Annotated in this window: 10 protein-coding genes; 6 read left to right on the top strand and 4 right to left on the bottom strand. The window is 71.7% G+C overall.

Annotated elements, in window-relative coordinates:
• Positions 1 to 9: 9 nt before the first annotated feature.
• The 3 genes from glmS to L3Q67_RS30455 all read left to right on the top strand — a co-directional run bounded on the left by glmS (position 10) and on the right by L3Q67_RS30455 (position 5,100).
• Complete coding sequence (glmS, locus tag L3Q67_RS30465) at positions 10 to 1,854, top strand: glutamine--fructose-6-phosphate aminotransferase (protein ID WP_499184869.1); 1,845 nt, start codon at positions 10 to 12, stop codon at positions 1,852 to 1,854.
• A gap of 104 nt (positions 1,855 to 1,958) precedes the next feature.
• Positions 1,959 to 3,158: a PQQ-dependent sugar dehydrogenase gene (locus L3Q67_RS30460; RefSeq protein ID WP_499184868.1), complete on the top strand. Its 1,200-nt coding sequence runs from the start codon at positions 1,959 to 1,961 to the stop codon at positions 3,156 to 3,158.
• A gap of 142 nt (positions 3,159 to 3,300) precedes the next feature.
• On the top strand, positions 3,301 to 5,100 hold the full coding sequence (locus L3Q67_RS30455) for a helix-turn-helix domain-containing protein (protein ID WP_499184867.1): 1,800 nt from the start codon (positions 3,301 to 3,303) through the stop codon (positions 5,098 to 5,100).
• Here L3Q67_RS30455 and L3Q67_RS30450 read toward each other — a convergent pair.
• Positions 5,075 to 6,466 (bottom strand): FAD-binding oxidoreductase, encoded by a 1,392-nt coding sequence (locus L3Q67_RS30450; RefSeq protein ID WP_499184866.1) that lies wholly within the window; start codon positions 6,464 to 6,466, stop codon positions 5,075 to 5,077. The genes L3Q67_RS30455 and L3Q67_RS30450 overlap by 26 nt on opposite strands.
• A gap of 166 nt (positions 6,467 to 6,632) precedes the next feature.
• On the opposite strand from L3Q67_RS30450, the gene L3Q67_RS30445 reads away from it, so the two are divergent.
• On the top strand, positions 6,633 to 7,181 hold the full coding sequence (locus tag L3Q67_RS30445; protein ID WP_499184865.1) for a hypothetical protein: 549 nt from the start codon (positions 6,633 to 6,635) through the stop codon (positions 7,179 to 7,181).
• Positions 7,182 to 7,185: 4 nt separating this feature from the next.
• Complete coding sequence (locus L3Q67_RS30440; RefSeq protein ID WP_499184864.1) at positions 7,186 to 8,097, top strand: hypothetical protein; 912 nt, start codon at positions 7,186 to 7,188, stop codon at positions 8,095 to 8,097.
• Here the strand turns inward: L3Q67_RS30440 and L3Q67_RS30435 are convergent, their stop codons facing one another.
• Entirely contained in the window at positions 8,098 to 9,423 is a 1,326-nt protein-coding gene (locus tag L3Q67_RS30435) for an MFS transporter (protein ID WP_499184863.1), read from the bottom strand.
• Between the two features lie 38 nt (positions 9,424 to 9,461).
• Complete coding sequence (locus L3Q67_RS30430; protein ID WP_499191680.1) at positions 9,462 to 9,956, bottom strand: MarR family winged helix-turn-helix transcriptional regulator; 495 nt, start codon at positions 9,954 to 9,956, stop codon at positions 9,462 to 9,464.
• Positions 9,957 to 10,058: 102 nt separating this feature from the next.
• On the opposite strand from L3Q67_RS30430, the gene L3Q67_RS30425 reads away from it, so the two are divergent.
• Positions 10,059 to 12,140 carry an MMPL family transporter gene (locus tag L3Q67_RS30425; protein WP_499184862.1) on the top strand — a complete coding sequence of 694 codons (2,082 nt, stop codon included), beginning with the start codon at positions 10,059 to 10,061 and terminating at the stop codon, positions 12,138 to 12,140.
• On the opposite strand, the gene L3Q67_RS30420 is transcribed toward L3Q67_RS30425, so the two are convergent.
• Entirely contained in the window at positions 12,085 to 12,789 is a 705-nt protein-coding gene (locus L3Q67_RS30420; RefSeq protein WP_499184861.1) for a DUF6882 domain-containing protein, read from the bottom strand. The genes L3Q67_RS30425 and L3Q67_RS30420 overlap by 56 nt on opposite strands.
• Positions 12,790 to 12,876 lie beyond the last annotated feature (87 nt).

Here is a 12,876-nt window from a genome sequence, read left to right as displayed (position 1 = left end):
GTTTCGCGGATGTGCGGCATCGTCGGTTACGTCGGCTCGAAGAACGCGGTGCCCTTGCTGGTGGAGGGCCTGCACCGGCTCGAGTACCGGGGGTATGACTCCGCCGGTGTCGCGGTGGCCGGGGACGGCGGGCTCGAGGTGCACAAGACCGCGGGCCGGGTGGCCGACCTGCGCCGGGTCATCCCCGGCGGGCTGAGCGGCACCACCGGCATCGCGCACACCCGCTGGGCGACCCACGGCGAACCCAGTGACCGCAACGCCCACCCGCACCTGGACGCCACCGGCCGCATCGCCATCGTGCACAACGGCGTGCTGGAGAACTCCGACGCACTGCGCGCGCGGCTGACCGCCGACGGCGTGGAGCTGGCTTCGGAAACCGACAGCGAGGTGCTCGCCCACCTGATCGCCCGCAGCGACAAGCCCACCCTGGCGGACAAGGTACGAGACGCACTGTCCCAAGTGGAGGGTACGTACGGCGTGATCGCGCTGGACGCGGCGAACCCGGGTGAGCTGGTCGCCGTCCGCCGCGGCAGCCCGATCGTGCTGGGGCTCGGCGAGAAGGAGATGCTGATCGCCTCGGACACCGCCGCGCTCGTGCGGTTCACCGAGAAGGTGATCTACCTCGAGGACGACGAGCTGGCCACGGTGACCGCCGACGGCTACGAGACCAGCACCATGAACGACACCGGCGACCCCGGCGACATCACAGCCCGCTCCACCACCCGCCCGCCGACCGCGCTCGAAGCCGGGTCGATCGACTACGAACTGGGCGAGCACCCCGACTTCATGTTCAAGGAGATGAGCGAGCAGCCCGGCGCGGTGGACCGCTGCCTGCGCGGGCGGCTGGACCGCCGGTTCATGTCCGCCCGGCTCGACGGCATCGGCCTGTCCCCGCGGGAGTACCAGCAGATCCGCCGGGTGAAGCTGCTCGGCTGCGGCTCGGCCTACTACGCCGGGCAGCTCGGCGCCGAGCTGATCGAGCAGCTCGCCCGCATCCCGGCCGACGCCGAACCGGCGTCGGAGTTCCGCTACCGCAATCCCGTGGTCGACCCGGAGACGCTGTACGTGGCGATCAGCCAGTCCGGCGAAACCCTGGACACCCTCGCCGCGGTGCACGAGCTCAAGCGCAAGGGCGGCCGGGTGATCGGCCTGGTCAACGTGGTGAGCAGCTCGATCGCCCGCGAGTGCGGCAGCGGGCTGTTCCTGCACGCCGGCCCGGAGATCTCGGTGGCCGCGACCAAGTCCTTCACGAACATGGGCGTGGCGCTGGCGTTGCTGGCGCTGGAACTCGGCCGCGTCCGCGACCTGTCCATGGCCGACGGCAGGCGGCTGGTCGACGGGCTGCTCGCGCTGCCCTCGCAGCTGAGCGGCATCCTCGAGCAGGAGGCGGGCATCGCCGAGATCGCCCGGCGGTACGCGCGGGCCGAGCACATGTTCTTCGTCGGGCGCGTGCAGGGCTGGCCGGTGGCCAGGGAAGGCGCGCAGAAGCTCAAGGAGATCTCGTACGTGCACGCCGAGGCCTACCAGGCCTCCGAGCTCAAGCACGGGCCGCTGGCACTGATCAACCCGGAGATGCCGACCGTGGTCGTGCTGCCGGGCGACGACCTGCTCGCGAAGAACCTTTCGACCATCGAGGAGATCAAGGCACGCGGCGGCCCGGTCATCGCCGTGACCGACGCCGACCTGCCCGAGGGCCTGGTCACCGACGTGATCAGGGTGCCGAGGGCGGAACGCGAACTGGCGCCGATCACCCTCTCGGTGGCCCTGCAGCTGTTCGCCTACCACCTGGCGAAGACCCTCGGCCGCGAGATCGACCGCCCGCGCAACCTGGCGAAGAGCGTCACCGTGGAATAGGCGCCGTCCTTTTCGGGGGTACCGCGGCACGCGGGCGCCTGCTTGAATTGGACCAGACCATTGGACCGATGGTCTGCGAGTCCCCGACGGCGTCTGGAGCCCACATGTCGCGACTTCACCCGTGGAAACGGTTGTCCCTGGTCGTTCCGCTCGCCGTCACCGCGTTGCTGGGGCCACTGCTGCCCGCGGCGGGCGGGGCGGAGCAGGGCCGTGCCGCGGGCGTGCCGCTGGACGAGATCAGCGTCGTCACCACCGAAGTGGCCTCGGGCCTGCAGAACCCCACGGCGATCGTGCCGGTCGGTGACGGCAGGCTGCTGGTCACCGAGAAGCGCGGGGTGATCCGCTCTTACCACCCGAGCACGGGCCTGGCCGCGAAACCGGTGGCGGACCTCAGCGCGCGGATCAGTTCGGCCGAGGTCGAGCGCGGATTGCTCGGCCTGGCGCTGTCGAAGGACCGCAACGTGGCGTACGTGGCCTACACGCGCGCACCGGATCACGCGGTGACACTGGCGCGGCTTCGGTTGGACACCGGTTCGGTGCAGGAATTGCTGTCGCAGGAGCACTCGCAGTTCCCCAACCACAACGGCGGGCAGGTCGCGTTCGGCTCGGACGGCTACCTGTACTGGTCCATCGGCGACGGTGGCGGCGCCGGGGATCCGCTGGCCACCGGGCAGAAGCTGGACACGCTGCTCGGCAAGATCCTGCGCCTGGACGTGAGCCGGACCTGCGGCGCGAAGCCGTACTGCGTGCCGGGTGACAACCCGTTCGTCGGCAACGCCGGGGTGCGCACGGAGATCTGGGCGTACGGCCTGCGCAACGCGTGGCGGTTCTCGTTCGACCCGCACAACGGTTCGCTGTGGATCGGCGACGTGGGCCAGGGCCGGTTCGAAGAGGTGGACCACATCCGGGCGCACCAGGGCGGGGTGAACTTCGGCTGGTCCTGCATGGAGGGTCCGGTGGTGTACAACCAGGACCGCTGCACCGCGTCGGCGAAGTACACCGGGCCGGTGTTCGACTACGTCTCCGGTGAGCAGGGTTGCGCGGTGATCGGCGGGCACGTCTACCGCGGCCGCCAGTACGCGAACCTGGTGGCGGGCACCTACGTGGCCACCGACTTCTGCCGCGGCACCGCCTGGGCGGTCCGGGAGAACCCCGACGGCACCTACACCGACGGTGAGATCGGCACCTTCCCCACCGACGTCACCGCGTTCGGCGTGGACGCGGGCGGGGAGCTGTACGTGGCCGACGAGTACCCCGGCCGCCTGCACCGGGTCTCCTTCGAACGCACCCCCGCCCGCGGCTGACCGGGCGCGCCTGCCACGAATGTGGCTTTGGGGGCCGAATCCGCCCCCAAAGCCACATTCGTGTCGCGTGGCGGAGGACGCCCCCATGGGCAGAACCTCCGCAAAAGGTGCCGATCCGGGAGGGGGTCTCCATGATGGACCCATGCCGACCCCGGACTCCTGGCTGCGCCTGCTCGCCGACGAGCGCCCGGCCATCGAACTGGAGGATTTCCGGCGCGACCAGCTGACCAGCACATCCGGGGCGCAACGTGAGCGGGTCGCGCTGGAAGCCGATCGGGCCTTCGCCATCCGCCGGCGGCTCGACGCCCGGAGACGGCACGCCGCCGAGCTGACCGTGCTCAACGACCTCGCCCGCCGCCTGACCACGCTGCGTGACTCCGGCGAGGTGCTCAGCGAGGTCGCGGCGCAGGCGCGGCGCCTGCTCGACGTGGACGTCGCCTACCTCATGCTCCGGCGGGCCGACGGCACCCTGCGCATCGAGGTGGTCGACGGGTCCATGGGCTCGGTGCTGCGCGGTATCGAACTGGCGGACGGCAGCGGACTCGGCGGGCGCGTGGTGCGGACCGGCGAGCCGATGTGGAGCGAGCACTACCTGCGCGACACCCGCGTCGAGCACGTCGCCGCGGTGGACGCGGCCGCGGAAAGCGAGCAGCTGGGCGGCATCCTCGGCGTCCCGCTGATCCGCGGCGACGAGGCGATCGGGGTGCTGCTGGCCGCCGATCGCCGTCCCCGGTCCTTCCACGGCGGCGAGGTCGAGCTGCTCGCCGCGCTCGCGTCGCACGCGGCGGTCGCACTGCACAACGCCGGGTTGTTCGAGCAACACCGCCGGCTCGTCGACGAACTGCGCGCCGCGAACGCGACCCTGCGACGGGCGGACGAACTGCGCGAACAACTGACCGCCGCGGTGATCGGTGGTGGTGGGTACGCCGAGATCGCCACCGAACTGACCCGCGCGCTGGGTGGTCCGGTCACCGTGTTCGGCGCGGACCACGAAGTGCTCGCCGGTGCGCCGGACGAGCGGGTACCGGAAGCGGGCGAACCCGGCGCGGTACTCGCGCCGGTCGAGCTGCGCAGCGGGTACGCCGGTTGTCTCGTAGCCCGCGGATCAGCCGCCGAAGACGCCGAGGCCGCACGCCTGCTCGGCCTCGGCGCGACCTCCGTGGCGGTGGTGATCACCTCGGAGCAGTCCCGCGCGGAAGCGGAGATGCGCACGCGCGGCGAGTTCGTCAGCGCCCTGCTCTCCCCCGGCACCGACGAAGCCGGGCTGCGGCGGCGCGCTCGCAGCGCCGGGATCTCGATCGCGGAGGTGCGAACCGTCGCGGTCTTCGATCCCGGTGACACCGAGCCGCGGCAGGCCGCCGCACTGGCCTCGCGGGTCGCGGCGGAGTTCGGCGGCTGGTCGGCCGAGCACACCGGCCACCTCGTCGCGCTGCTGCCCGGGGCCGGCTCGGAGCGGGTCGCCGAGTGGTTGCGCCGCCTGGACCTGCCGTGCGCGGTCGGCGTCTCGGCCTGTTCCGGCGGCGTCCACGCGATCCGGACCGCACACGAGTCCGCCCGCCAGACCGCTACCGTGCTGCTCGCCCTCGGCCGGGCCCGCGACTGCGCCCGTGACGCGGAACTCGGCATCTACCGTTCGCTGTTCGGGCAGGCGGGCCGGGACGAACTGCGGGTGTTCATCGACGACACCGTCGGGCCGCTGCTGGCCCACGATCGCGACCGGCGGCGCGACCTCGCCACCACGCTCCTGACCTACCTCGAACAGTCCCGCCACCACACGCGGACCTGCGAACTGCTGCACGTCCACGCGAACACCCTCTACCAGCGGCTCGACCGCGTCGACCGGCTGCTGGGGCCGGACTGGCGCGAACCGCGGCGCGCGCTCGAAGTGCAGTTGGCGCTGCGGCTGCACGACGTGCTCAGCGCGCTCCGGGCGCGCGGCTGAACACCTTGCCGGGGTTGAGGATGCCGTGCGGGTCGAGTGCTTCCTTGACCGCGCGGTGCAGGTCCAGCACGGCCGGGCCCAGCTCGGCACGCAGGCCGTCCCGTTTGAGCAGGCCGACGCCGTGCTCACCGGTGACCGTGCCGCCGAGGTCGATGGCGTCGGCCATGATCCGGTCGAACGCGGCCTGCGCGCGGCGGCGGGCGTCCTCGTCCCCCGGCGGGGTGATCAGCAGCGGGTGCAGGTTGCCGTCCCCGGCGTGCGCGATGTTGGCGATCAGCGTGTCCGACTCCGCGGCCGTCTTTTCGATGCGGGCCAGCATTTCCGGCACCGCGGCCCGCGGCACGCACACGTCCTCGGTGAGCACCGGCCCCAGCCGCTCCAGCGCGGGGTAGGCGAGCCGCCGCGCGGCGAACAGCGCGTCGGCCTCCTCCTGGTCGGTGGAGCGCGCGGCCCAGGTCGCCCCGGCTCCTTCGAAGCACGCCAGCATGGCCTCGACTTCGCGCTCCCCCGCCGCGCCCGGGGCGTCGGTGCGGCCGAGCAGCACCACGTCGGCGTCCGCGGACAGGCCCATGTTCTTCCACCGGTCCACCGCGGCCAGGCAGTGCCGGTCGATCAGCTCCAGCGCCGACGGGGTCAGCCCGGCCGCGCCCACCGCGGTCACCGCCCGCCCCGCGTCCACAATGGACGAGAAGTACCCGGCGACGGTGTGCTCGGGCTCGCGCCGCGGGCGCAACCGGACGGTCACCTCGGTGACCACACCGAGCGTGCCCTCCGAACCGACCATCAGCCCGGCGAGGTCGTAGCCCGCGACGCCCTTGGCTGTGCGCCTGCCCAGCCGGACCAGTTCCCCGGTGCCGGTGACCACTTCGAGGGCGAGCACGTAGTCGCGGGTAACGCCGTACTTGGCGCAGCAGATGCCCCCGGCGTTCGTGGCCACGTTGCCGCCGAGGGTCGACCACGGCGCGCTGGCCGGATCGGGCGGGTACCAGAGGCCGCGCTCGGCACACGCGGCCCGCAAGTCGTCGTTGACCACGCCCGGTTGCACCACGGCGAGCCGCTCCACCGGGTCGATCTCGCGGATCTCGGTCATCAGCGCGGTGCTGAGCACCACGCCGCCGTCGATCGCGTTCGCGCCGCCGGACAGGCCCGTGCCCGCGCCCCGCGGCACGAGCGGCACCCGGTACCGCACACACGCCCGCACCACGGCCCGCACCTCTTCGGCGGTGCGGGGCCGGACCACGACGCAGGGCGTGCCGTGCGGGGCCCACTCGGCCTCGTCGTGCACGAAACCGGGGACCAGATCGGGGTCGAGCACCAGCCGGTCGGCCGGGAGTTCCCGGCGCAGGTCGTCCACCAGAGCACGCATCCGCCCAAGTTCGCACGTCCGGCCGCGCCCGTCCCAGGGAGAGACCGGCCACGATCCACCGGCACAGGTGGACACCTTCTCCACACCGGTACCGCCATCCGGGCGAAGGGTGTATCAGGTTGGGCCCGGTGACCGTCCTCCCCGGTGAGGGGAAGGTGAAAAAGCGATGAAACGGACAACTATTGCCGCCCTGTGCCTGGTGCTGACGGCCTGCGGTGGCGGAACCGACCCGGCGGAGGACCCGGCCGGGGTACCCAGCGGCACCCAGACCGCGGAGGTGCCCGCTGAAGAGCCGGGCGGTACCGGGGACGACAGCGGCGGCGAGCCGGGTGAGCAGCCGGGGGAACCCGGTGAGCCGGCGGACGTCCCGCGAAGCCCCATCAACTACAGCGACGACATCTACGGCGGCGGGGCCACTCCGGATGAGGTGCGCAACGCCCTGCTGGGGGAACTGGCGACCGAGTGCGAGAACAGCTGCGGGGTGAAGGTGGTCATCGAAGGTTCCGGCAACTGCGTCGCCTCGATCACGCCGTCGCCGGTGCGGCCCGGTGGCCGGATCGTCGTGCAGGCCAGGAAGTGCCGGCCAGGTGAGCAACCGGTGGAGGAAGCCGAAAAGCCCGACCCGGAGGTTCCCGATCCCCAGCCAGAACCCGAGCAGGAACCGGGACCCGAGCCGGAACCGGAGCCGGAACCCAAGTCCGGTCCGGGCACCTGAGCCGGTGGCCGCGCCGCGCCACCACCGGCTGCGGGCACGCCCGCCCGCCGAAGAGCCGAGGACCGGCCGCGCGGCCAGGGTGCTCGCGTCGGTGGCCGCGAACATCACCCTGCTGACCGCGCTGCTGTACTACTTCGGCCTGCTCTACACGCAGACGTACTTCGGCTACTTCCGCGTGCACTACACCGTGCTGGGGCAGACCGCGGACGAGATCTTCGGCCGCGGGGTCAACGGGCTGGTGCTGCCGATCGGCGCGGCGGCCGGCGCGGGGTTCCTCCTGCTCGGCCTCACGCGGACGCTGCGGCACCGGCTCTCCACCGCCACCTGGGAACGGCTGCTGCGGGTGGGCACGCCGGTGGCCGGGGTCACCGGCACCGTCCTCATCGGACTGGCCGTGGCGGTGATCGACGACCCGGCGCCGTTCCGGCACCTCGCCGGGCTGCCGGGCCTGGGCCTCGCGCTCGGCGTGGGGTTGCTGGCCGGGGCCTGGCACCGGCTGGGTGCGAGCTCCGGCAGGCGGCGTTCCCGGTTGTCGGTGGCCGAATGGGTGTGCGCCTACCTCCTGACGGCCTTCGCCCTGATGTGGGCGGTCGCGGACTACGCGGGGGCGGCCAGCACGCGCAGTGCGTTCGAGGTCGCGGCCGGGCTCCGGTCCAGACCGGCCGCGACCCTGTACAGCGCGCAGAGCCTCAACATCAGCGCCGAGGGCGTGCGCGAGGACGTCTGCGCCCAGCCCGACAGCGCCTACAAGTTCCGGTACACCGGGCTCAAGCTGCTCCTGCAGTCCGGCGGCCAGTACGTGTTCCTCCCGGCGAACTGGCGGGCGTCGCGCGGCACCGCCTTCCTGGTGCCGCGCAACGACAAACTGCGCGTGGAGTTCGCGACCGCGAGGTCCACGCCCGCCCCGGGCTGCTGATCAGGCGTTCAGGTCGTTGCCCTTGGTTTCCTTCACCGCCGAGACCGCGACGAAGGAAACCACGCAGAGCGCCATGATGTAGAGCCCGACCGAGGGCGCCCAGCCGGTGTTCTGCACCAGCAGTTCGGCGATGGTCGGGGCGAACGCGCCGCCGAGGATCGCGCCGAGCGCGTACCCGATCGACACCCCGGAATACCGCACCGCGGTCGGGAACAGCTCGGCGTACATCGCCGACATCGGGCCGTAGGACAGGCCGAGCCCGATGGTCAGCACGAAGATCGCCAGGCCGAACAGCCAGATGTTGCGGGTGTCGATCAGCAGGAACAGCGGGATCATCCAGACGAACACCAGCGCGTACCCGAGCTGGAAGGTGCGGACGCGGCCGATCCGGTCCGAAAGCGCGCCGCCGTAGAGGGTGAAGACCAGCCAGCCGAACGAACCGACCACGATGGCCAGCAGCACCGAGGGCCGCGACAGCTTGAGCGTGCCGGTGCCGTAGGAGATGAAGTAGGCGATCACCAGGTACCCGGCGGCGTTGTTGGCGACGAAGATCAACGCGGTCAGCACCACCTGCTTGGTGTTGTGCTTGAACAGATCGCGCAGCGGCGCCGAGGACTCCTTGCGGCGGCGCAGCATCTCCTGGAAGACCGGGCTCTCCTCGACCGCGCGCCGGATCGCGTAGCCGAGCACGATCAGCACCACGGAGAACAGGAACGGCACCCGCCAGCCCCAGGACTGGAACTGGGCGGGCGTGGTCACCGTGGTCATGATCCACAGCACCCCGGTGGCCAGGATCAGCCCGACCGGCACGCCCACCTGCGGGTAGGCGCCGAACAGCCCGCGACGCCCCTCAGGCGCGTGCTCGACGGACATCAGGGCGGCACCGCCCCACTCCCCGCCCGCCGAGAACCCCTGGACGATGCGCAGCACGATCAGCACGATCGGGGCCGTCACGCCGATGTCGTCGTAGGTGGGCAGCGCGCCGATCAGCGCGGTGGCCACGCCCATCAGCACCAGGGTCAGCACGAGCATCTTCTTGCGGCCGAGCTTGTCGCCGTAGCGCCCGGCGACGATCGCGCCGAGCGGGCGGAACAGGAAGCTGATGCCGATGGTGGCCAGCGAGATCACCGTGGCCAGCCCGGGTGCGGCCTTGCTCACCGGGGCCAGGAACAGCGGCGCGAGCACCAGGCCGGCGGCCTGGGCGTAGATGAAGAAGTCGTACCACTCGATCGTCGTGCCTGCCAGGGTGCTGGCCAGCACCTTCCGCTCTTCACGCGTCCGCCTCCGCTTCGTCGCGGGCGCTGTGTGGTCTGCGGGGTGTGCCATGAGGACTCCGTTGTCCGCCGGGGCCGAGGGAACCGGGCCTACGGACTATACGGATCCGCGGTCAGCCCGCCGCGGACTTCGGTGGTCGCGTCGATGGTCAGTTCGAGGAACCGTGCGATCGTCCGGCGCTCGTCGTCGCCGAGGTCCTGCCAGGCTTCGGCGAACCGCCTGCCCAGCGGCTGGAAGAAGGCCGAGCCGATCTCGCGTGCCTGCTCGTGCATCCGCAGTTCGACCTTCCGGCGATCGGTGGCGCTGCGATCCCGGTGCAGGTGACCGGCGCGCTCGAGGCGGTCGAGCACCGAGGTGGTGGCCGACGCGCTCAGGTGCAGCGCCGTCGCGAGCTGGCTCGGGCTCATCGGCGCGCCGTGCCGGGCCGCGTCCATGATCACCGCGAGCGCGTTCAGGTCGGTGCGGTGCAGGCCGTGTGCCTCCCCGAACATCTCCGCGAACCGGTCGGACTCCACGGTCAGCCGCCGGACCAGGGTGATCAGCACCTCATCGTCGACCCGCCGCTGGTCAGCGCCCTCGTGCACGCTCACGCCACCCCTTTCGATTTGCCGCTCGCCCGGCTCCGGCCTACTGTTTCGGTCATCGAAATATCCGCTCGCCGAAGTAACAGACGAGGACATCATCCCATGATCGCCGATCGCACCTCCACCTCGCGCTCGCGCCTGCGCTGGCTGCTCCCGGCCCTGCTGGTGGTCGGCTGGCTCGCCCTCGGCGCGGTGAGCGGACCCTATGCCGGGAAGCTCGCCGAGGTCGCCGAAAACGACTCCGCGGCCTTCCTCCCCGCTTCGGCCGAGGCCACCGAGGTCGCCGAACTGCAGAAGCAACTCGGTGGGCCGCAAGCGATCCCGGCCATCGTGGTGATCGAGCGGGCCAGTGGGCTGACCGAGCCGGACAAGCAGTTCCTCGCCGAGCGGACCCGCGGTCTGGCCGGGGCGTCGCCCGTGCTCCCGGCCCCGCAGGACAACCAGGCGGCCCGGGTGGTGGTGCTGCTCGAAGCCGGGACCGACCCCGGCGAGGGCGTCGAAGCGCTGCGTGCGGCGCTCGGCAGTGGCGCACCGGACGGGCTGACCGTGCTGGTCACCGGCCCGGCCGCGCAGGCGGCCGACCTCGGCGAGGCCTTCGGCGGTATCGACGGGCTCCTGCTGCTGGTCGCCGGCGCGGTGGTCGCGCTGATCCTGATCATCGTCTACCGCAGCCCGATCCTGCCGTTCCTGGTGCTGCTGTCGGCGGTGTTCGCGCTGGGGCTGGCGAGCCTGACCGTGTACCTGCTCGCCGACAACGACGTGCTCGCGCTCAACGGGCAGAGCCAGGGCATCCTGTTCATCCTGGTCTTCGGCGCCGCCACCGACTACGCGCTGCTCCTGGTCTCGCGCTACCGCGAAGAACTGCGCGACACCGCCGACAAGCAGATCGCGCTGCGGTCGGCCTGGCGCGCCACCATCGAGCCGATCGCCGCCTCCGCCGGCACGGTCATCCTCGGCGTGCTGTGCCTGCTGTTCAGCGACCTCAACTCGAACAAGGGCCTCGGCCCGGTCGCCGCGATCGGCATCGGCGCCGCCCTGCTGACCACGATCACCTTCCTGCCCGCGGTGCTCGCGCTGTGCGGGCGGGCCTCGTTCTGGCCGTTCCGCCCCGCGCTCGGCTCACCGCACCCGGAGACCGGTGGCCTGTGGGGCCGGGTCGCCGGGTGGATCTCCCGCGCGCCGCGCGCGATCTGGATCGCCACCGTCCTGGTGCTGCTCGCCGGGGCCGCGTTCCTGCCGCAGCTCAAGGCTTCCGGCACCGCGCAGTCCGACGTCTTCCTCACCCCGGTCGACTCGGTCGCCGGGCAGGAGGTCCTCTCGCGGCACTTCCCCGGCGGCACCGGCTCCCCCACCGTGATCATCGCGAACACCGCGCAGGCCCCGGCGGTGGAAGCGGCCGCGCGCGTCGAAGGCGTCTCCGATCTGCGCGCCGAACCGGCGGGCGCGCTGACCAAGATCGAGGCCACCCTCACCGACCCGCCGGACTCCTCGGCGGCGACCGCGACCATCGAACGCCTGCGCGCGGCCGTGCACTCCGTCGACGGTGCCGAAGCGAAGGTCGGCGGCCCGACCGCGACCCTGCTGGACACCCAGCTGACCTCGGAACGCGACCGGCTGGTGATCATCCCGATCGTGCTGGTGATGATCTTCCTCGTGCTCGCCCTGCTGCTGCGCTCCCTGCTCGCGCCGCTGCTGCTGATCGCCACCGTGGTGCTCTCGTTCGCCACCACGATGGGCGTCTCGGCGCTGGTGTTCAACCACGTGCTGGACTTCCCCGGCGCCGATCCGGTGGTGCCGCTGTTCGGTTTCGTCTTCCTGGTCGCGCTCGGGATCGACTACAACATCTTCCTGATGACGCGCGTCCGCGAGGAGGCCAAGCGGCTCGGCACGCGGGAAGGCACGCTGCGCGGGCTCACCCTGACCGGCGGTGTGATCACCTCGGCCGGGGTGGTCCTCGCGGCGACCTTCTCCGCGCTGGCCGTGCTCCCGATCCTGTTCCTCGCCCAGCTCGCCTTCATCGTGGCGTTCGGCGTGCTGCTGGACACGCTGATCGTGCGCTCGCTGCTGGTGCCCGCGCTCGCCACCGATCTCGGCAGGCGCATCTGGTGGCCGGCCAAGCTCGAACCGGTCAGCCCGGGGCGCCCAGTGTCGCCGACATCTTCGTCATCAAGTTCTGCTCGTTGAACTCGACGCCGATGCGGAAGTCCGGCCCGGCGATCCACATCGGACCGTCGTCGCCGGACACCTCCAGGCCGCGGTTGACCGCGTACGAGCCGACCGCGCGGCGGTGGTCGTGCAACCGGAGTTCCATCATGCCCTGCTGCAGCACGCGCATGGTCCGGGGCGAGGTGGGGGCCGGCAGGCTCAGTTCGGGGTGGTCCAGCAGGAAGCCCGCGCGGGTGCCGCCACCGGTCGGCCCCTGATAGCCGGACCAGTGGCCGGTGGCGGCCTTGGCGGCCTCCATCATCAGCGACGCGACGTGCGCGGGCTCCGTCGGCGAACCCGGCAGCGCGTCGAACGGGATCTCCGCCTCGGACAGCTCGCGGATGCCGTGCCGCTCGCCGAACTCCTTGGCGCGCAAGGCGATCTCCAGCACTTCGGCGCGGTAGCCGAACGGGTTGGCCCAGCTCCACAGCCACGACCGCGGGCCGGGCGCGGCGCTGCCGAGCAGGTGCACGCGGTCGCAGACGAGCGGGTTCTCCCCGGCGAAGTCGAACCGGGGCTGGGCGAGGTCGACGTGCCAGTTGTGCTCGCCGACCCGCTCGGACAGGTGCAGCTGGTGTTCGAACGACAACAGGGCGGCGTCGTCCTGCAACTCGAGAAACGTGGGCATGGGGCGGAGAGTACTGGCGCCCGTCCCGCCCCATAGTCGATTCAGCAAAACCCGAATCGCCTTCGAGCCGCCCTGGTCGAATGCTAT

It is taken from the genome of Saccharothrix sp. AJ9571 (assembly GCF_021725495.1).
Lineage (GTDB): Bacteria > Actinomycetota > Actinomycetes > Mycobacteriales > Pseudonocardiaceae > Amycolatopsis > Amycolatopsis magusensis.
The sequence above is the reverse complement of the archived record's forward strand: the minus strand, read 5'-3'. Positions and strand labels throughout refer to the sequence as shown.

What these genes read in the sequence shown, in the direction of transcription:
- L3Q67_RS30455 (WP_499184867.1), top strand. Translation starts at nt 3,301, where the DNA reads ATGCCGACCCCGGACTCCTGGCTGCGCCTGCTCGCCGACGAGCGCCCG.
- L3Q67_RS30435 (WP_499184863.1), bottom strand. Translation starts at nt 9,423, where the DNA reads ATGGCACACCCCGCAGACCACACAGCGCCCGCGACGAAGCGGAGGCGG.
- L3Q67_RS30425 (WP_499184862.1), top strand. Translation starts at nt 10,059, where the DNA reads ATGATCGCCGATCGCACCTCCACCTCGCGCTCGCGCCTGCGCTGGCTG.
- L3Q67_RS30450 (WP_499184866.1), bottom strand. Translation starts at nt 6,466, where the DNA reads ATGCGTGCTCTGGTGGACGACCTGCGCCGGGAACTCCCGGCCGACCGG.
- L3Q67_RS30460 (WP_499184868.1), top strand. Translation starts at nt 1,959, where the DNA reads ATGTCGCGACTTCACCCGTGGAAACGGTTGTCCCTGGTCGTTCCGCTC.
- L3Q67_RS30420 (WP_499184861.1), bottom strand. Translation starts at nt 12,789, where the DNA reads ATGCCCACGTTTCTCGAGTTGCAGGACGACGCCGCCCTGTTGTCGTTC.
- L3Q67_RS30445 (WP_499184865.1), top strand. Translation starts at nt 6,633, where the DNA reads ATGAAACGGACAACTATTGCCGCCCTGTGCCTGGTGCTGACGGCCTGC.
- glmS (WP_499184869.1), top strand. Translation starts at nt 10, where the DNA reads ATGTGCGGCATCGTCGGTTACGTCGGCTCGAAGAACGCGGTGCCCTTG.